This window comes from Pseudomonas agronomica, assembly GCF_025917275.1.
Classification (GTDB): domain Bacteria; phylum Pseudomonadota; class Gammaproteobacteria; order Pseudomonadales; family Pseudomonadaceae; genus Aquipseudomonas; species Aquipseudomonas agronomica.
The window spans coordinates 1-19,394 of record NZ_JAOSHO010000050.1 but is presented as its reverse complement, the minus strand read 5'-3'; the positions used below and the strand labels follow the sequence as shown (position 1 = coordinate 19,394).

Genomic DNA, 19,394 nt, shown 5'->3' with positions numbered 1-19,394 from the left:
TAGCGATGGTTCGGTTGATGGGGATGTTGGCTGTACCGCCGTCTTTGCGAGCAATCTCCCACAGTTGGATCGGAGGTCGACCGAGGGAACCAGGCACCGATGTGCAATACAAAGCATAAGGAAACTAACCCGTCGCAGGGCGGTTCCTAGTGAAGGCACCTCGTTGAATTCGGATTCGCCATGGAAAGAACCAGCCTGTACACGATCGGCCACTCAACCCGCACGCTTGAGCAATTCGTCGAGATTGTGAAAAGCTTCGAGGTCGAGATGATCGTCGACGTGAGGACGGTTCCAAGGTCGCGCACCAACCCTCAGTACAACCTCGATACGCTGCCTGGATTGCTGGCGCCATTCGGGTTGCAGCATGAACAGATCCGCGAGCTGGGCGGGCTGCGGAAAAAATCCGTGACGGTCGCCGATGACGTCAATGGATTCTGGGAAAACCGCAGCTTCCACAATTACGCGGATTACGCGTTTTCGAACGAATTCGAGGCGGGCCTGGGTCGCCTCCTGGCGCTCAGCCGGACGCGACGGTGCGCCATCATGTGTGCGGAAGCGGTCTGGTGGCGCTGTCATCGCCGGATCATTACCGACTACCTGTTGCTTCGCGACGTCGACGTCTTCCATATCATGGACAAAGACAAGGCGACCCAAGCGATCTTGAATCCGGCGGCACGGCGCTCCGGACTGAAACTGACCTATCCTGCAGGCTCCGACTCGGCAGCTGTTCCGTGAGGTTGTTTGCGTCGTGCGTCACGCGCTTCCTCACGCACGACCAGCCAGATCCCGACGGCAGACACCGCCATCCCCAACGCCATTTGCCATGACAATGGCTCGTCGAACATTGCCCAGGCCCATAGCATCGTAATGGGCGGACTCAGGTACAGGACGCTGGCGACACGGGTCGCCGAGGCTCGGCGCAGGCACAGCCAGTAGAGCCCGTATCCGCCCATTGTCGACAAACCCGCCGTCCATAAGACGCTCAATACAAATCCGGTATTGGTTATCGGCGCCAGGCCGCCCTGCGTGCCCTCGATCAGGGCGAACGCCAGGCCCGAGACGCAGCATTGCAGCCAGAGGTTGGGCAACAGGCCCATGGACTGCGAGGCCGGAAGTCGCTTTTGCCACAGCGTCGCGGCGGCGAGCGACAGCATGCCCAGCAACGGCAGGCCATAAACCCACAGGGGCGCGCTGCCCCACGCCAACGCGCCATGGGTGCCGAGGGCGACGCCGGCCACGCCGACGAGCAAGCCAGCCCAGGTCCGCGACGTCAGGCGTTGGCCGAGCACTCCGGCGGCCAGCAGCGCGAGGCCCATCGGCAACAAGTCGGCGAACAAGGCCGCCAGCCCCGCCGGCACACCCAAGGCAATGCCTTGGGTGATGCCGGCGAGATAGCCGGCCATGGCCAGCAAGCCGATACCGGCGTTTTTCAGCAGCGTGACCCATGAAGTCTGCCGCAGCTGCCTGGCGACAAAAGGGAACAGCAAGAGCGTTACCAGGACGCAGCGCCAGAACACCACGAGCAACGGCGGCGCGTAATCGATGGAGAATCGCGCACCGACGAAGCCGGAACTCCACGCCACCAGCAACGCTGCTTCGAGCAGCGGCAAAGGGATCAGCCAGTAGCAACTGGGGGATGAGGCGCAAGTGATCGATTTGGGCAAGTTCATGGTCACAGGCTACGAAAGCCGACTAATCTAATAAATCAAAATATCCTGCAGCACTCGTTCACGAAGATTGAATCATGGCAGCCATACTGGATATCGAACTGATCCGGACCTTTCATGCGGTTGCGCGAATCGGCAAGTTCAGCGCGGCAGCGCAGCAGCTGCATAAAAGCCCGGCGGCGGTGAGCGTGCACATCCAGCGCCTGGAAGCGGTCGCCGGCGGTCGCCTGCTTGACCGTGATAATCAATCAGTTTCCCTGACTGCGCTGGGCAGGCGTTTGCTCGTTTCCACCACCGAGCTGCTGGCGACTCATGACCGGGTGCTGGCTGACCTCCAAGGCACACGGCTGGCGGGGCGCATCAGTTTGGGCGTGCCGGACGAATACGCCGATCATGTCATCCGCGACATCCTTCCGACCTTCACGGCAGCCTGGCCCAACGTGATCCTGGAGCTCAAGACTTCGCCCAGCTACGCCCTGCGCGAACAGGTGCAGCGCGGCAAGCTCCACGCGGCCGTGCTCACCCAGCCGATGGAGCAGCCAGATGCAACGGTCCAGAGCCTGGTCACCACCACGCCAGTCTGGGTGGCGGCGATCGGCACGACAGTCAGTTCGACGGAACCGCTTGCTCTGGCCGTGCATGCGGCGCAATGCCCTTATCGACAGGCCATGCTGCAAGCGCTTCGGCAACTCGGACGCAAGGTGCGTATCGTTCTCGAAAGCCCCTCCAACCAAGCCGTCAAAGCCTGTGTGGAGGCTGGGTTGGCGATCAGCCTGATAGACCGTGGCCGCGTAACGAAGAACATGCGGATCATCAGTGAACTGCCGGTGATTCCGGACCACGAGGTGGTGTTCATGCGATCCGCCACGTGCGACGCCGATGAAGCGGTAGACCTGCTTGGCCAGGCCATGCAGCAGCGTTTTCGACTGTAGTTCCCGACACTGCTAATCGCATTGTGATTTCGCCGTGCAGGGCGTCTACTTCTATCAGGCCGTGTCCGTCCCCAGAGGCAAGCACATGAACAACGCGACAGTTCCTGAAACGAAAGGCGTGGCGGTCCAGCTGCTGGCAACGCTGGACCTCGGTGTCGAAATCGAGGGCATGACAGGGCGCCAATTGCGCATGCGCCTGGTGACGATCGAGCCGGGAGGCGTGTTCGGGCCGCTTCACAACCACGTGGACAGGCCCGGTTTGGTCTACATACTGCAAGGCACCATCACCGATCATCGCAATGGCATCGCGACCGACTATGGCCCAGGCGTGGGGTGGCCGGAGGATCGGAACACCACCCATTGGCTTGAAAACAGAGGGGCGGTGGTGGCCGTTGAAATATCCGTCGATATCGTCAGGCAGGAATGAAGCGAGGTCCGCGCCGCTATTCTTCGGACGGCCTTATCTGAAAAATGGTGTAGGGCAGGATCAGCGTATCGGCGACGAAACTCAGGGGCAGGTCGATGGCCGCCAACGGCGCAAACGCACTGGCGTACGTCGCGTTATCCTCAGTCACCGCTTCCTTGAGAATCTGGTAATCGAAGTACGTGCCGCAATAAGGTTGGACACCGCAGAGTCCCCCGTTGCCAAAGGTTTCGTTGGCCGTCGCGCATCCTGTCAGCAGTGCGATGGTCAGGGCTGTTCCAATGATGCGCATGGCGTTCCCTCGTTGTTGGTGCGCGACTGTAGCATTTGTGATGATTTTATTCGCCGCACGCTGCCAGACGAATCGAAGCGCACCATAGCAACAACGCCACCGCACTGATCACCCCACCCAGCCAGCTCACCGCGACCCAGGTCTATGGCCTGTGGGGCTGGGTCGCGGCGACGGCTCCGAGCGCGCTGCCCATCGAGTAGAAACACATGTAGGCGCCGACCATGCGACTTTGCGCGTCGGGGCGTGCGGCGAAAATCAGGCTCTGGTTGGTGACGTGTACGGCTTGCACGGCGAAGTCGAGCAGGACCACGCCGCAGAGCAGCGCGACCAGGGAGCTTTCGGCAAATGAGATGGGCAGCCAGGCGAGCACAAGCAGCGCCAGCGACAGGCCGGTGACGCGTTGTCCGAACCCTCGATCGGCCCAGCGCCCGGCCCGTCGAGCCGCCAGCGCCCCCGCAACGCCGGCCAGGCCAAACAGGCCGATGGCGGTGTGGGAGAGCGACAGCGGCGGGGCGCTCAGCGGCAGGACCATGGCGGTCCACAGTACGGAAAACGCGGCGAAGATCAGCAGGGCGAACAGGCCCCTGATCCGCAAGAGCGGTTCGGTCATGAACAGTTGGAACAACGAGCGGATCAGCGCCGGGTAAGACTGCCGGCCAGGGGATGACGCGGCGGTGGGCGCCACTTTCCAGAACACCGCCGCGATGACCAGCATCAGCCCCGACGACACCAGATAAACCGCGCGCCAACCTGCCAGGTCGGCGATCAATCCAGAGATGAACCGTGCCAGGAGAATGCCCAGCACGATCGCGCTGGTGAGCGTGCCGACCGCCTGGCCACGTTGGGATGGGGCAGCCAGCGTGGCGGCATAGGCGACGAGCACCTGGACGACCACGGCCAGCAAACCCGTGACGATCATGGCGCCCAGCAGGACCAGCCAATGCTGTGATGCGCCGACGCCCGCCAGGGCGATTACCGATAACGTGACCAGGGTCAGGATCAACCGTTTGCCGTCGATCCGGTCGCCCAGCGGGACGATGAAGAGCAATCCCAAGGCGTATCCGAGCTGAGTGGCGGTCACTACGCTGCCGATCGAGGCGGCGGCGACGTCGAGGCTTTCGGCCATTGAAGCGAGGAGTGGTTGAGCGAAATACACGTTGGCGACGGCCAGGGCGCACGTGATGGAGAAGAGGAACGTCAGGCGGGGTGACAGGCCTTGTTGGAGGTGGGTGTAGGCGGTCATGGGTGTGCCTTGGTCGGGTTGCAATTAGAAACCAGTTTTATTTTTGCGCGATTAGGTTTTTAATTGCAACCAGATTATCTACACCGCCGTCCCCTGTGGGAGCGAGCCTGCTCGCGAACGCGGTGTCATTGCCGATGAAGGTGCTGGATGTACAGGCCTCTTCGCGAGCAGGCTCGCTCCTACAAGAACTCAAACAGGTCAACACGATGTCAGGACACGCTCCATCAACGAATAACGAATGCCCGGTAGCCCGAACACTGGACATCATCGGCGACCGCTGGTCTCTGATGATCATCCGCGACGCCTTCGATGGCATCCGCCGCTTCAGCGAATTCCAGAAAAGCCTCGGTGTCGCCAAGAACATCCTCGCGTCGCGCCTCAAGGCCCTGGTCGAAGTCGGTGTATTCCAGATACAGCCGGCATCGGATGGAAGCGCCTACAAGGAATATGTCCTCACGGAAAAAGGCGGGGAAATCTTTCCAATCGTGATCAGCTTGAGGCAGTGGGGCGAGCGGTTTCTGTTCGCCGAAGAAGAGACACGCTCGGTACTGCTGGACAACGCGTCAGGACAGCCGCTGATGCCGATGGAGGTTCGCTCATCGACCGGCCAGGCCGTGCAACCCTGGGACTGCCACCGGGTGAGGCGCATCGCCAGTGAGTCATGAACGCGGGCGACTATTAAGGCTGGACAGGTTGTTGTTCATAGCGCCGCTGGATGCGGGACAATTCGCCTGAGCGGCGCAGTTGCTCCAGTGCGCGGTTCCACGCGGCAATCAACCGGTCATCACTGTCAGTGCTGAAGGCAATGTACAGGGACGATCGGTAGAGCTCGATGGGAATCTGCCTCAGGGTGCCCGGCGGAATTTCCAATTGCCGGCTGTAATAAGCCACCCCGGCAGCCGTGTCGCCGACGATGATGCTGGTTCGCCCGGCCAGCAGCATGCGGTACAGCTGCCTGCTCTCGGTTGCGCTTTTGTCCAGGTTGTTGAACCCCAGCGACTGCAACGTCTGCGGCACCAGGCCCGCATGTCGGGTGGTGATCTGCGGGGCGTGCAGCAACTGTTCCAGGGAATTGATCGGCGGTGCGCTGGCCAACTGGTAGGCATGGATGGATTCTTCCACGATCGGTCCGACCCACTTGTACAAAGGCTCGCGCTCCGGCGTGCGGAATAACGAATACATGATGGTCTTGGGGCGGTTTTTCAGTATCTGCGTGGCGCGCATGCTGGGTTGCAACAGCACTTCGAATTTATCCCCGGTCAGCGCCATGATCGCCCGGACGATTTCCGTGGTCATGCCCGTGAGCTGATCGTGCTCCACATAGTTGTAGGGCGCCCATTCCTCGGTGACGACCTGATATTGCTCGTGTGCGGTCGCTGGGCCGAGCAACAGACAGAGCAGCGCTGCGGCAGGCATCGAATGCTTCACGTGTTCTCCTGATGGGCGGTTCGCTCTTCCTGAGCGAACCCAAGACAAGCATAGACCCAAACACGTGCCTGACGACTGTCGCAGCCGCGTTATGCGAACAATCCCTCAATAGCCCGGACGGATCAGCACTTTGCCGCAAGCATGCCCGGTGGCCACTTTTTCCAGGGCCCCACGTGCCTCGGCCAGCGAGAACGTCGAATCAATGAGGATCTGCAGGTCGCCGGCCTGGAATTGTTCGATCGCCCTGGGCAGGAACGGCACTGCGGTCGAGAAGAAAACGAACTCGCCGGCATGCCCGTCCCGGGACGTTATGTCGAAGTCCACCAGCGAGGCGATCCGGCCTCCGGCGCCCAATACATGCCAGGAGGCTTCGAGGGTTTCGTCTCCGAGGGTATCGAGCACCAGATCGATATCACGCACGTGTTCGAGAGTCTGGGTCCTGTAGTCAATGACCTCATCGGCGCCCAGGCTTTTCACCCGCTCGATATTCTTTGCGGACGCTGTCGCTGTCACATGGCAGCCGGCAAGGTGGGCCTGTTGCACGGCCATGCTGCCGACGCCACCGGCTCCGGCGTGAATCAGTACGCGCTGGTTGGGTTGCAACTTCCCGACCTCGAACAAGGCCTGCGCCGCCGTGCCGTAGGCGGTGGGCAGGGCGGCGGCCTGCTCGAAACTCATCTGTGGCGCAATGACACAAAGTTCGGAGGCGGCGATGACCAGCGCCCTGGCGAATGCTCCACCGGCACTCGGCGAAGTCCGGCCTACCACGCGGTCGCCGGGCTTGAGGTCGCTCACCTGTTCGCCGACAGACTCGACCACACCGCTGAAATCCGTACCCGGTACGTAAGGCACATCCACTGGAAAAATGGCCTGCATGTAACCGGCAATAATCTTCACATCCAGCGGGTTGACACTCGCAGCCTCGACGCGGACCACGACCTCGTGAGGTTGAATCGCAGGCAACGTACGTTCACCTTCCTCGACGACATCCGGGCTGCCGAAGGTTTTAATCAAAGCGGTTTTCATCAAGAGACTCCCCTTAATCCGCGTGGTATCAGGCTTGTGCAGGAAATTGGCCGAGTTGGAGGAACAGGCCGAACCAGTCTTCCATGTGCCAGGTCGTGGTCAGCTTGGCGTTATCCAGCACGTGGAATTCATGGATGCGGAAACCGACCTTCGTGCCGGTGGCCGCGATGCCGAAAAACTCGCCTTGATGGGTCCCGGTAATTTCCGCGCGCACGCCGATTTTTCCGGGTTCCTGGACCATGTCGTGGACGATGATCCGGACATCCGGGAAGGCTTGGACGAAGCTGCGGATGATTGGCTTGATGCCTTCAGGGCCAGGCACCTGGCCGGGGGCGAGGGGAATGTCATCCCACTCGGGCGAGAGCACGTCGTCTACCAGATCGGGATTCTGTTCGTTGAAGGCTCGATACAGTGTCTCGACGGCTACGCGTTCACGCTTCAATTGTTCAGTCAGCTCAGGATTCGCTTGCATGATGTTCTCGCGGCGGTTGGGTTCGGTGGCGAAATTGTCCGGCCGCGGGCTACAATCCGTCTAACAAATAAACGATATAGATGATTATTTGATTTATGGATTTTCACGGGATCGATCTGAACCTGCTCGTGGCCTTCGATGCGCTGATGAACGAGCGCAATGTCACGCGCGCGGCCGCTCGGGTAGGCGTGAGTCAACCGGCAATGAGCGCCGCCCTGGGTCGGCTGCGCACGCTCCTGGGCGATTCGCTTTTCGCCCGCAGCGCCGACGGCTTGTTGCCAACACCGCGGGCTCGTGAGTTGGCGGAGCCGATCTCCCAAGCGCTACGGCAGTTGGAAACTACCTTGGTCAGCCGGCCGGAGTTTGATCCCGAAAAAGCGTCAATGGTCTTCAAGCTCGGGTTGTCCGATTACCCTGCCTACGTGCTGTTGCCGCCGTTGATGGAGGCACTCGCCGAACAGGCGCCAGGAGTGTCGCTGAACGTCCATGCGTTCAACGACCGGGACCACGCGGTGGACATGCTCGACGCCGGCATGATCGACGCCGCCATCGGCGTTCCGCCTACCCATGCCGATGCCAGGATCCTCGGGCGTACGCTGCTCACGGACGAATTCGTGACCATTGTCGCCAATGATCATCCAGTCGCACGACGTGGCATGACCCTGCAAACATACCTGTCGCTGCGCCACGTCCTGGTTTCTCCCGAGGGCGAACTGCACGGCGTCGTCGATCATGCCCTGGCGCAACTGGGCGAGCGGCGGGCGCTGGCGTTGACCTTGCCGCAGATGTTTGCCGTTCCCGCGCTGATTGCCCGTACCGGTTTTACGGCAACGGTCTTGAAGCGGGTGGCGACAGGCGCGTCGGGCAGCGGCAAGTTGGTGATGTTTGCTCCGCCCGTTGTGCTGCCGCGCATGCAATTCGACCTGATCTGGCACCGGCGCAGCGACCTGCATCCGGCGCAGCGGTGGTTCAGGGGCCTGATTGCGTCTGTCGCTGATACAGTGTGAACCGGCGCCGATTCGGTAGACCGGTGAAGATAAGGGGATGGGCCGTTTGAACGAACAGACATTGTCCATGCGCCTGGAGCGTGTGGCGGAGCAGGTGCCGACCGGGGCGCGCCTGGCCGATATCGGCTCGGACCATGGCTACTTGCCGGTGGCGCTCATCAATCGTGGCGTGATCACGGCGGCGGTGGCCGGGGAGGTGGCGTTGACGCCGTTCCGTGCGGCCGAGGGCACCGTGCGCGAAAGCGGCCTGGAAGAACAGGTCACCGTGCGCCTGGCCAACGGCCTGGCGGCGATCGAGCCGGCAGACGGCGTTACGGCGATCAGCCTGTGCGGCATGGGCGGCGAGACCATTCGCGACATTCTCGACGACGGCAAGGCTCGCCTCAGTGGCCGGGAACGCCTGATCCTGCAGCCCAACGGCGGCGAACAACCGCTGCGCCAGTGGTTGATGGACCACGGCTACCGCATCCTGCACGAGGACGTGCTACGGGAGAATCGCTTCTACTACGAAATCATCGTGGCCGAGCGCGACGGGCCCGTGAAGTACAGCGCCGAGGAGCTGTACTTCGGCCCGTTGCAACTGCAAGCGCGCAGCCCGGTATTCTTGGCGAAGTGGCAACGCATGCTGCGCCTGAAGCAGAAAACCTTGGCGAATTTTGCCCGGGCGCAGCAAGCCGTGCCCGAGGCGAAGACGCAGGAGATTGCCCGGCAGGTCCGGTGGATCAGCGAGCTGCTGGCCTAGGCCGCCCGGGGCTGATTTCACTGTTGCGTCGAGCCTTGCTTCAACACCAGCAACCGATAGGTGCCCGAATCGTTCTCGATCCCGTGGGTGTCATGGGTGAACCCCGGGAATGACCGGTCGAAAGTCTCCAGCGCCTTGAGGTAGTTCAGTACTGGCCCGTCCAGGGGGCCGGCGTTTTCGCCTGGCATCAACAGGGGAATCCCCGGCGGATACGGCACGACACCCGTTGCCGCAATCCTCCCGGCGGCCTCGTCCAGTGTCACCAGTTCGACGTCGTTTCTCACCAGTTTTTCGTACGCCTGCACCGGGCTGAACTGTGCCTTTGGCAGTGTGCCGAACGCCTTGGCCATCGCCGCCGTGGTCTTGATTTTCTTCATGGCGGTGAAGATTTCCTCGGCCAGGTCCCTGAGGCCCATCCCCGCGTAGCGCTGCTGGTTGGCGCTTAACAGGTCGGGCAGGCACAGTTCCAGTTCCAGGTTGGCATCGTAATCACGCTTGAAGTCGAGCAGGGCGTTGACCAACGTGCCCCATTTGCCTTTGGTGATGCCGATGGAAAACAGGAACAGGATGGTGAAGTCCGTGGTTTTTTCCACCACGATGCCCTGGGTGCCCAGGTAGGCGCTGAGTACATACGCAGGAATGCCGAAATCCAGCAGGTTGCCGTCGTCGCCCATCCCGGGGGTAAGGATCGAAACCTTGATCGGGTCAAGCATGCAATAGCCGTCTTCGATGTCACCGAAGCCGTGCCAGATTTCATTGGGGTGCAGCGCCCAGCAGCTCGGGTCGGTCCTGAGCCGGGCCGGGTCGACCTTGTGAAACGGCATCGCCTGTCCATCCACCCTGATCGATGGCGGCTGCCAGCAGGAGAAGAACCAGTCGTCCTGGCTGTGCATCTCGCTCTGCATGTGGGAAATGACCTGGCGGAAGGCGACGGCTTCCTCGATCGATTCGCTGGTGAGGATCTGTCCGCTGGGTGCCTCCATCATCGCCGAGCTGACATCGCACGAGGCCATGATCGCGTAGTTCGGTGAGGTCGAGGCGTGCATCATGAACGACTCGTTGAAGCGCCCATGGGGAATCGCGTTGCGGCCGTTGCGCACATGAATCATCGAAGCCTGGGACAGCGCGGCCAGCAATTTATGGGTGGACTGGGTGGCGAACACGGTGGGTTTCGACGGGTCGTGGTCGTCCGGGCTGCCATGCATGGCAAAGCGATCCTTGTACAACGGATTGAACCGCGCGTAGCCGTACCAGGCTTCGTCGAAATGCAGGCGATCGACGCTTTCGCCCAGCAGCTCCTCGACGCGCGTCACGTTGTAGGTCAGGCCGTCATAAGTGGAGTTGGTGATGATCGCGTGCACCGGCGTCGGGTCGATGTGGCTCCTGACCAGTGGATTGCTCGCGATGGCCGCCTTCACGCCTTCGGCGCTCAAGGTCTGCGGCAGGATCGGGCCAATGATGCCGTAGCGGTTGCGGGTCGGCACCAGGTAGGTCGGAATCGCCCCGGACAGGGTCATCGCATGTTCGGCGGACTTGTGGCAGTTGCGATCGCACAAGGCGATCTGGTCCCGCGTCACACTGGCCATCAGGATGACCCGGTTGGACATCGATGAGCCGTTGGTCACGTAGTAGGTGCGATGGGCGCCGAACACCTTGGCGGCATAACGCTCGCCCTGGCCGATGGGGCCACTGTGGTCGAGCAGCGAACCCAGTTCGCCGACGGAGATCGACAGGTCCGAGCGCAGCAGGTTTTCCCCGAAGAATTCATAGAACGCCCGGCCGGCGGTGCTTTTCAGGAACGCCGTGCCGCCGGCATGGCCTGGTGTATGCCACGAGTACTCGTAATTGCGGGCGAATTTCAGCAGGGCACCGAACATCGGCGGCAGCACCGCCTGGCGATAACGTTCGATGGCCGCCAGGATCCGTCCGCTCAGGAAGCGGCTGGTGTCTTCGGGCAGCCAGATGAAGTCATCGGCGTGTTGCATGACGATCAGCGGCACGTTGGAGGCCGTGCTGCGATCGCTGATCAGGAACACCGGCACGCGGGTATTGCGCTCGCGCAGCGCCGTGAGCAGGTCGATGCATTCACGGTGGTCGTCGCTGGTGTCCATTTCCCAACTGATCAACACGCACTGGATCGCCGGGTCGGAACTGAGGATCGACTTGGCGTCGCTCAAGGTTTCCGAGGTCAGCACGTTGACGGCGCGCTCCTCCACGTCGCTGATCAACTGGAGCAGGGCCCGGCCGAATACGCTGCGCTTGTCGGGTGCGTTGGAGACGAGCAAGGCCAGCATGCCCAATAGATTTCGATGTTCCGTCATGGCAGTGCCTCCAGGTTAGCCGGCTTCAAGTGGTTGACGGGAATCGCCTCGCCAACGATGTGCTGCGCCGCGACGGTCTGGGTCGGTACGCTGTTGTTCATGGCTTCCAGGCGAATCAGGCGGGTGTTGACGTAGCCGAACAGCGTGTAGCCGACGATGACCGCGACGCCGCCGAGCATCAACGCCTGTTCGCCCGAGCTGTAGAGCGCCAGGTAGCTGTAGGCCGCGGCGATGGCCGCGACGATGTTGGTCACCAGGGCCTTGTTCGCCGGGACATTGGAAACCTTTTGCAAGGTCACTAGGGTCGCCATGGAAAGAATGTAGGGCACCAGGTTGGTGACCACGGCGAGGTTGACCAGGGTGTCGAACTGCTTGGCGAGGTCGGGGCTGATGGTCAGCAGCGCCATCGCGGTCTGCATCGCCAGCAGGATCAACATGCTGATGATCGGCACTCCGTGCTTGTTGGCCTTGGCGAAGATCGGCAGGAAGTAGCCGGTGTCTGCCGAACTCTTGAAAACCTGGGCGACGGTGAATTGCCAGCCCAGGAGTGATCCAACGCACGCCAGCACCATCAGGCCCATGACGATGTTGCCCACCAGGGGCGTGAACATCTTGGCGAACACCAGGCCGAACGGGGCAGTGGAGGAAACCAGCTCGGCGTTGTCGACGATGCCGGCGATGACATTGGTGGAAACGATGTAGATCACGGCGGCGCCGAGCGTCCCGCCAAGGACTGCGATCGGCACGTTCTTCTCGGGATTTTCCACCGCGTCACCGTTGGCGCACGCCGACTCCAGCCCGAGGAACGCCCAGAGCGTGATTGCCACCGAAGCGCCGGCCGCTTCGTACCAGGTCTTGTCGTGGGGGTTCCACCCGGCCGCGTAGACGCTGCTGTCGAACCAGAACCAACCGACGGTCGAGACCAGCACCACCGGGGCAATCACGCCCCATACGGTGACGGCGCCGATCTTGCCGGTAATGTGTGCGCCACCGAAATTGGCGAAGGTGGTCAGCCACAACAGCGCGATGGTGGCCAGGCCAACCTGGACCGAGTCGAGCTTTACTCCAAACAGCGTCTGGATATAGCCGACGGCGGTGATGCTGATCGCCACGTTGGCAATCAGCAGCGAAAGGCCATAGGTGTAGTTGGTGATGTAGTTGCCGGACTTGCCGAAGGTGTATTCGGCGTAGCCGCCCATGCCGCCGGTCTTGCGACTGAGCATGCCGCAGCGGGCGAACGCATAGGCCAATGCCAGCGAGCCGGTGGCGGTGATCAACCAGGACAGGATCGAAATACCGCCGACTTCGGCGAGTTTGGTGGGCAACAGCACAATGCCCGATCCCAGCATGTTGACGGCGGTCAGCATCGTCAGCTGCCCCACGCTCATTTTCTTGGCGGCTGACATTCCCTTGCCTCACAGACTGTAAGTGACCGGTTAAGTCATAGCAGAGGATTCTCAGTAAGCAAGAATGAGTCGTATCAGGATCTGACTCTCGTTAGCGCTCCGGGATGAACTCGATGTATCGAATCATCCCGTGGCGACATAGCTTGCTCCCGCAGGGCTTGCAGGGCTGGCTGGGTTGTAGGAGCTGCCGAGCGAAGCGAGGCTGCGATCTTTCCCCAGACACTTGAATCTCAAGCGAAAGATCAAAAGATTAAAAGATCAAAAGATCGCAGCCTCGCTTCACTCGGCAGCTCCTACGCAGCTCCTACGCAGCTCCTACGCAGCTCCTACGCAGCTCTATAGGCCTAACGGGACTGTGAGGTCCCCGGGCCGGGTTCGATCAGCCGTCGAGCAAGGTCATCACCTCGGCACTGTAGCGCTCGCCGGCCACTGCACCCTCAGGGCCAAAGATCGCGTCCAGCTGCTTCAGCTCGTCGCTGCTCAGGAAAACGCTGGCGGCGGCGACGTTGCTTTCCAGGTATCGACGCTGCTTGGTGCCCGGGATCGGGATGATATTGCTTCCCTGGGCCAGGACCCAACCCAGCGTCAGTTGCGCGGCGTTGATTTGTTTCTGCTCGGCCATGGCCCGGACGCGTTCGACCAGCTCGAGATTGCGATAGAAGTTATCGGCCTGGAAACGCGGGTTGAACCGCCGATAATCGTCAGCGGCAAAATCCTCGGGGGTTTTCAGCTCGCCAGTCAGGAAGCCGCGTCCCAAAGGGCTGTAGGCGACAAAAGCGATCCCCAGCCGCCGGCAGGTGTCGAGCACGCCGTTTTGTTCCGGCTCCCTGGACCACAGCGAGTATTCGCTTTGCACCGCCGCCAACGGATGCACGGCGTGGGCTCGCTGGATGGTCTCGGCGCTGGCTTCCGAGATGCCGATGTGGCGGACCTTGCCGGCCTTGACCAGCTCAGCCATGGCGCCGACCGTTTCCTCCACCGGCACCTGCGGGTCGATGCGGTGTTGGTAGTACAGATCGAGGTAATCGGTGCCGAGGCGCTTGAGGCTGCCTTCGATCGATTGGCGGACGTAGTCGGGGTGACCGTTGACGCCCCGGGCGTGGGGATCGTCGCTGCGCACCAGGCCGAACTTGCTCGCCAGGAAAATCCCTTCACGTTTGCCGCGCAGGGCGCGTCCGAGCAGCTCTTCGTTGGTGTGCGGTCCGTACATGTCCGCTGTGTCGAACATCGTCACGCCCAGTTCCACGGCGCGGTGGAGGGTGGCGATCGATTCTCGCTCGTCGGTACCGGTGGTGTAGAAATCCGACATGCCCATGCAGCCCAGGCCGATTGCGCTGACGTGTGGGCCCTGATGGCCGAGTTGGCGGGTGATCATGATGATTTGACTCCTTGGGATTGAACGACCAGCGCAGTCTCAGGCAAGGGAGTTTCTGGATAAACCCGCGATTTTTGGTTTAACTATTCGTAATTTCTAAATAGTGGACGACATCGATGGACCGATTACAGGCAATGCAGGTGTTCCGGCGCATCGTCGAACTGGGCGGGTTTGGCAAGGCGGCCGACGACCTGGGGCTGCCTCGCGCCACCGTCAGCCTGTTGATCCAGCAGTTGGAAAGCCACTTGGGCGTGCAACTGTTGCAGCGCACCACGCGGCAAGTGCGCGCCACCCTCGATGGCGAAGCCTATTACCAGCGCTGCGGCCAATTGCTGGATGAACTGGACGACCTCGAAACCTCACTTTCGGCGCAACGGAGCCAGCCCCGTGGCACGTTGCGCGTGGACATGCCCATCGCTTTTGGCTGCACTTGGATCGTGCCGAACCTGCCGGATTTCTATCGACGTTATCCGCAGTTGCAACTGGATGTCGGTTTCCACGACCGGCAAGTGCACCTGCAACGCGAGGGCGTCGATTGCGCCATCCGCGCCGGCAATATCACGGATCAGGCGCTGGTGGCGCGGCCGGTCGTGCGGTTGCACCAAGTGACGTGTGCCAGCCCCGACTATCTGGCTCGCTCGGGCACGCCCCGACGGCTGGAGGAGTTGTCCGGCCATTGCGCGATTGCCTTTGCGTCCGGCAATGGCCGGTTCTTCCCGTTCGAATTCGAGGTGGCGGGGCGGGTTCGCGAGTTGCAGCTGCCGGGGGATCTGATCCTCAACAATGCCGATGCCTATGTCGCAGCCTGTGAAGCCGGCTTCGGCTTGATCCAGGCGCCGCGTTACCACGTCCAGCGGCAGTTGGCCGAAGGGCGACTGGTGCAAGTGTTAAGCGATCATCCCGTGCCGTCCTGGCCGATTTCGGTGGTTTATCCGCCCCATCGACAGCTGTCGCCCAGGGTGCGGGTGTTCATCGACTGGGTCATCGAGTTGCTGCATGGCGCGGCGGACTTGCAGGGCGAGTTGATGGAGAAAGTGTGAGGCTTGAAACGGGCGCTGCGCTGATGGGATCCAAAACTGGCGAAGCTGGCCTGAGGGGCTATTTTGTAAGGTGCGAAATTTTCTGGAGTTTCCCATCGACACATGAGGCTCAGCATGGACAACGCAGACAGCAACGCAGGATTGACGCCGCGAGCAGGCACTGGAAAGACGTTCGTTGACCTTGACGGCTACAACGACACCAAGAAAATCGCCGTGGCCCCGGACGGCAAGATATGGCTCGCGGGCATGACAGGGGTGGACAAGGGCTGGGAGTACGAAGGCTACCGGACCTCCCTGATGCGCTTCAACGCCGACGGCACCCCCGATACGACCTTCAGCGACGATGGCAAGACGCAGCTGCCTCACGATATTTTTCCGGGCGAAGGCTACAGTGCCGCCGTGCAGCCGGACGGAAAGTATTTGCTCATCCATCCGCAATTCACGTCCGGCATCGCCATGGTTCGGATCAACACCGACGGCACGCTGGACCAGGAGTTCGGCATCGACGGCAAAGTTATCGTGCCGGGGGCCTGGGGCGACTACGCCAGTGCCACGGTACAACCTGACGGCAAGATCCTCGTGTCGAATCATGACAGCTACGAGAGTCGGTTTTCGGTCAGTCGCCTCAGTGCCGATGGGACGGTTGACCCGACCTTCAACGGCGGCAATCCCATCGAGTTCAACATCCCCAACATCGGCGCGCTGGAGGGATACGGATTCACCCTGCAAGCGGATGGCAAGTTGCTGGTGCCGGGTTACAACGGTGAAATGGTCGTTGCGCGCTTGAATGCCGACGGCAGCCTGGACAGCAGTTTCGGCACGGACGGCGTGGTCGACACTCAGGTGGCAGGCCTGGCTGCCTCCGTCACCGTCCAAGCCGATGGCAAGATACTGTTGGCCGGTGGCGGCGAACAAAATGGCAGCGAATTTGATTTCAAGATCATCAGGCTGAATCAGGACGGCACCCTGGACACGAGTTTTGGCAATGCCGGCGTAGCCGTGCTCGACCTGACCGGGGATCGGGACATGGCCCGGGACATCACTGTCCTGGCGGACGGAAAGATCCTGGTGGCGGGACAGAGCACCTATTACGGCAACCCAGATTTCAGCCTCATCCGGCTTAACCCCGACGGCACGCTCGACACCACCTTCGGTGCACTTGAAGGCGTGTTGCCGCGTATTGACGGGGGGCAGGGCGATGATGTCCTGTCAGGCTCCTATGTGCCGGAACGACTCAGTGGCCATGACGGCGACGACCTGCTCGACGGCGCGGGGCAACGGGACGTGCTGGAGGGCGGCGCCGGTGCCGATGTCTTTCGGATCAGTACGATCGGCGACAGCTATCGCATCGATACCCAGGCCGTCAGCGATCGCATTGCCGACTTCGACGCCAACCTGGATCGCATCGATCTGACGTCGCTGGGGTTCAGCGGGTTCGGCGATGGATTGGACGGAACCCTGGCGGTGCAAGTCAACGAGGCCGGCACGCGAACCTATCTGAAAAGCTTCGAACCGGACTGGCAGGGGCATCGTTTCGAACTGGCCTTGGACGGCGACCTGACCCAGGCCCTCAATGAAACCAACGTGGTCTTCGCGCCGCACCTGATCCAGGGCACGGAATCGGCCGACCGGCTGGTGGGCTCGGGGGTCGGCGACCGGATCATCGGCGGGGCTGGCAACGATGTCGTTTCGGGCGGCAATGGGCACGATGTCATCGAAGGCGGGCAGGGACGTGACGTGCTCAGTGGCGGCGAAGGTTCGGATGTATTTCGCTACGATTCCCTGGCGGACAGCTTCCGCACGGCCGACGGTAACTTCCAGGATCGGATCATCGACTTCAATCCGCTCACCGACAAGATCGACGTGTCCGCGTTGGGCTTCACCGAGCTCTGGAGCGGTTACTACACGTCGCTGCAAGCGGTGGTCAGCGAAGACGGCCAGCGGACCTACCTGAAAAGCTACAACGCCGATGAAGAGGGGCGACGGTTCGAGATCACCCTGGAGGGTAATGTGGCTTCGCAGCTGAGCGACAATAACTTTATCTTTGCCTCCGTCGAGGATGCCTCCGCCGAGCTCAAGCTTCTGGGTGTAGCGGCCCCGGAGCAGTTCGGGTAGCAGGTCCCCCTGCAGGTGAAAATATCGGAACTAACGCGGTCGCGGCACGATCCTTTTCCTAGCGTATCAACGTGGACGAAAAGGAGCTGTCATGACCGTTACCGCCCATCCTATCTACCGAAGCACGCCAGGGCCGCTGCATGCGGTCCTGCTTGCCGGCACGGTTCCGCTGTTTCTCGGCGGCCTGCTCAGTGACATCGCTTACTACAAGACCTACCAGATCCAATGGAGCAATTTCGCTTCCTGGCTGATCGCTGGCGGCCTGCTGTTCTGTGGGCTGGCGTTGTTGTTTGCGCTGGTCAACCTGATCCGCGCGGAGCGCAAGGCCGGGCGTGCGCTGATGTATTTCGTGCTGTTGTTGGTGACGTGGGTGCTTGGGCTGATCAATGCCTTCGAGCACGCCAAGGACGCCTGGGCCGTGATGCCCCAGGGTCTGGCGCTGTCCGTCGTCGTGACCCTGCTGGCCTGCGTGGCGGGTTGGGTCGGGCTGACCAGCCTGCGTTCGGGAGGTGAACAATGAAGTCTCGCATCGCATTGACGGCCTTGAGCATGGCGGTGTTGCTGAGCGCCTGCGGAGGTGAAGGGGACGCCACCCAAGCACGCGGCCCGGACCCGAAATTGCCGGAGCCTCAGCGTAGCCTCTTGCCCAGCATGAAAATTGCCGAGCCGGTGGCTTGGGGGGACCAGAAGCCGACCGTACCCCAGGGTTACGAAGTGACCGCTATCGCCACGGACCTGAAGATCCCGCGCCAGACCCTGGTGCTGCCTAACGGCGATATCCTCGTGGCCGAAGGCCGTGGCGGCAACGCGGCGAAGCTCAAGCCCAAGGACGTGATCGCCAGCGTCATCAAGGCCAAGGGCAACACCCAGGTCAAGGGCGGCAACCGGTTGACGCTGTTGCGCGACGCCGATGGCGACGGCACTTACGAACTGAAGACAGTCTTCGCCGAAAACCTCAACGCGCCCTATGGCCTGGCGTTCGCGAACGGCAAGCTGTACGTGGCGAACCAGGACGCCCTGGTTCGCTTCGACTATCAGGACGGCCAGACCAGGGCCAGCGGGGCGCCGGTCAAGGTCACGGACTTGCCGTCGGCGATCAACCATCACTGGACCAAATCGCTGGCCATCAGCCCTGACGGACGCTCGCTGTACGTCGGTATCGGCTCGAACAGCAACATCACCGAGCGCGGCATGGAAGTCGAGATCGACCGGGCCATGGTCTGGCAGATCGACGCCGAGACGGGCGCCCATCGGCCTTTTGCGACGGGCCTGCGCAACCCGACGGCGCTGAAAATCGAGCCAGGGTCCGGGCAGTTGTGGGCGGTGGTCAACGAACGGGACGAGTTGGGACCGGACCTGGTGCCGGACTACCTGACTTCGGTGCGCGATGGGGCGTTCTACGGCTGGCCGTATAGCTATTGGGGGCAGAACGTCGATCCACGGGCGCAGCCGCAGGATCCGCAGAAAGTCGCCACGGCGGTCAAGCCGGACTACAGCCTGGGCTCCCACGTCGCTGCGCTGGGTGTCGATTTCTCCATTGCGGCCATGGGCGAGAAATTCGCCGAAGGGGCGTTCGTTGGCGAGCACGGCAGTTGGAACCGTGACCAGCCGGTGGGCTACAAGGTGATCTTCGTACCGTTCAGCAACGGTCGGCCTTCGGGAGAGCCGGTCGATTTCGCGACGGGCTTCCGCGGTTCCGATGGCAAGACCCGTGGCCGGCCGGTGGGGGTTACGGTGGATCCCCGTGGAGCGTTGATCATTGCCGACGACCTGGCGAATACCGTGTGGCGGGTGACTCGCAAGCAGTAAAAACCTGTGGGAGCGAGCCTGCTCGCGAATAGGCCGGCACGTCCAGCATCTTGGTGGGCTGTGGCATCGCTATCGCGAGCAAGCTCGCTCCCACA

The 19,394-nt window shown here is 61.8% G+C and carries 18 protein-coding genes and 1 pseudogene; 10 read left to right on the top strand and 9 right to left on the bottom strand.

The window, feature by feature from the left end:
* Nucleotides 1-180: 180 nt before the first annotated feature.
* A complete protein-coding gene (locus tag OC610_RS06650) occupies nt 181-735 on the top strand; it encodes a DUF488 domain-containing protein (protein WP_264427100.1) in 555 nt (184 codons plus the stop codon).
* Here the strand turns inward: OC610_RS06650 and OC610_RS06645 are convergent.
* Nucleotides 699-1,670: a DMT family transporter gene (locus tag OC610_RS06645; RefSeq protein WP_264427099.1), complete on the bottom strand. Its 972-nt coding sequence runs from the start codon at nt 1,668-1,670 to the stop codon at nt 699-701. The two genes, OC610_RS06650 and OC610_RS06645, sit on opposite strands and share 37 nt — an antisense overlap.
* A 74-nt stretch (nt 1,671-1,744) precedes the next feature.
* On the opposite strand from OC610_RS06645, the gene OC610_RS06640 reads away from it, so the two are divergent.
* Together OC610_RS06640 and OC610_RS06635 are read left to right on the top strand one after the other, a co-directional pair.
* Entirely contained in the window at nt 1,745-2,599 is an 855-nt protein-coding gene (locus OC610_RS06640) for a LysR family transcriptional regulator (RefSeq protein ID WP_264427098.1), read from the top strand.
* Between the two features lie 85 nt (nt 2,600-2,684).
* Nucleotides 2,685-3,026, top strand: a complete 342-nt coding sequence (locus tag OC610_RS06635; protein ID WP_264427097.1) for a cupin domain-containing protein — start codon at nt 2,685-2,687, stop codon at nt 3,024-3,026.
* Nucleotides 3,027-3,042: 16 nt separating this feature from the next.
* Here OC610_RS06635 and OC610_RS06630 read toward each other — a convergent pair whose 3' ends face one another.
* Both OC610_RS06630 and OC610_RS06625 read right to left on the bottom strand, forming a co-directional pair.
* Nucleotides 3,043-3,315 (bottom strand): YceK/YidQ family lipoprotein, encoded by a 273-nt coding sequence (locus tag OC610_RS06630; protein ID WP_258647359.1) that lies wholly within the window; start codon nt 3,313-3,315, stop codon nt 3,043-3,045.
* 46 nt (nt 3,316-3,361) lie between these two features.
* A pseudogene (locus tag OC610_RS06625) lies at nt 3,362-4,558 on the bottom strand (MFS transporter).
* A 206-nt stretch (nt 4,559-4,764) separates the two neighbouring features.
* Here OC610_RS06625 and OC610_RS06620 point away from each other — a divergent pair.
* Complete coding sequence (locus tag OC610_RS06620; RefSeq protein ID WP_264427102.1) at nt 4,765-5,223, top strand: winged helix-turn-helix transcriptional regulator; 459 nt, start codon at nt 4,765-4,767, stop codon at nt 5,221-5,223.
* 13 nt (nt 5,224-5,236) lie between these two features.
* Here the strand turns inward: OC610_RS06620 and OC610_RS06615 are convergent, their stop codons facing one another.
* The 3 genes from OC610_RS06615 to OC610_RS06605 all read right to left on the bottom strand — a co-directional run bounded on the left by OC610_RS06615 (nt 5,237) and on the right by OC610_RS06605 (nt 7,484).
* Entirely contained in the window at nt 5,237-5,974 is a 738-nt protein-coding gene (locus tag OC610_RS06615; protein WP_269807920.1) for a substrate-binding periplasmic protein, read from the bottom strand.
* Between the two features lie 117 nt (nt 5,975-6,091).
* On the bottom strand, nt 6,092-7,012 hold the full coding sequence (locus OC610_RS06610) for an NADP-dependent oxidoreductase (protein ID WP_264427095.1): 921 nt from the start codon (nt 7,010-7,012) through the stop codon (nt 6,092-6,094).
* Between the two features lie 28 nt (nt 7,013-7,040).
* Nucleotides 7,041-7,484: an ester cyclase gene (locus OC610_RS06605; protein ID WP_264427094.1), complete on the bottom strand. Its 444-nt coding sequence runs from the start codon at nt 7,482-7,484 to the stop codon at nt 7,041-7,043.
* Nucleotides 7,485-7,579: 95 nt separating this feature from the next.
* On the opposite strand from OC610_RS06605, the gene OC610_RS06600 reads away from it, so the two are divergent.
* Nucleotides 7,580-8,491, top strand: a complete 912-nt coding sequence (locus OC610_RS06600; protein ID WP_264427093.1) for a LysR family transcriptional regulator — start codon at nt 7,580-7,582, stop codon at nt 8,489-8,491.
* A 46-nt stretch (nt 8,492-8,537) separates the two neighbouring features.
* Nucleotides 8,538-9,233, top strand: a complete 696-nt coding sequence (locus tag OC610_RS06595; protein ID WP_264427101.1) for a tRNA (adenine(22)-N(1))-methyltransferase — start codon at nt 8,538-8,540, stop codon at nt 9,231-9,233.
* 17 nt (nt 9,234-9,250) lie between these two features.
* On the opposite strand, the gene OC610_RS06590 is transcribed toward OC610_RS06595, so the two are convergent.
* The 3 genes from OC610_RS06590 to OC610_RS06580 all read right to left on the bottom strand — a co-directional run bounded on the left by OC610_RS06590 (nt 9,251) and on the right by OC610_RS06580 (nt 14,335).
* Nucleotides 9,251-11,554 (bottom strand): Orn/Lys/Arg family decarboxylase, encoded by a 2,304-nt coding sequence (locus OC610_RS06590; protein ID WP_264427092.1) that lies wholly within the window; start codon nt 11,552-11,554, stop codon nt 9,251-9,253.
* Entirely contained in the window at nt 11,551-12,960 is a 1,410-nt protein-coding gene (potE, locus tag OC610_RS06585) for a putrescine-ornithine antiporter (RefSeq protein WP_264427091.1), read from the bottom strand. Before potE ends, OC610_RS06590 begins: the two co-directional genes overlap by 4 nt.
* A 379-nt stretch (nt 12,961-13,339) precedes the next feature.
* The gene (locus OC610_RS06580; protein ID WP_264427090.1) at nt 13,340-14,335 is read right to left on the bottom strand and encodes an aldo/keto reductase; all 996 of its coding nucleotides are present in this window, start codon (nt 14,333-14,335) and stop codon (nt 13,340-13,342) included.
* 116 nt (nt 14,336-14,451) lie between these two features.
* Between OC610_RS06580 and OC610_RS06575 the strand changes: the two genes are divergently transcribed.
* From OC610_RS06575 to OC610_RS06560, 4 genes are all read left to right on the top strand, one after another.
* Nucleotides 14,452-15,375: a LysR family transcriptional regulator gene (locus OC610_RS06575; RefSeq protein ID WP_264427089.1), complete on the top strand. Its 924-nt coding sequence runs from the start codon at nt 14,452-14,454 to the stop codon at nt 15,373-15,375.
* Nucleotides 15,376-15,489: 114 nt separating this feature from the next.
* Nucleotides 15,490-17,490, top strand: a complete 2,001-nt coding sequence (locus OC610_RS06570) for a M10 family metallopeptidase C-terminal domain-containing protein (RefSeq protein WP_264427088.1) — start codon at nt 15,490-15,492, stop codon at nt 17,488-17,490.
* A 91-nt stretch (nt 17,491-17,581) separates the two neighbouring features.
* Entirely contained in the window at nt 17,582-18,010 is a 429-nt protein-coding gene (locus tag OC610_RS06565; protein ID WP_264427087.1) for a DUF2231 domain-containing protein, read from the top strand.
* Nucleotides 18,007-19,299, top strand: coding sequence for a PQQ-dependent sugar dehydrogenase (locus tag OC610_RS06560; protein WP_264427086.1), 1,293 nt, complete (start codon nt 18,007-18,009; stop codon nt 19,297-19,299). The genes OC610_RS06565 and OC610_RS06560 overlap by 4 nt, the downstream gene beginning before the upstream one ends.
* Nucleotides 19,300-19,394: the final 95 nt, after the last annotated feature.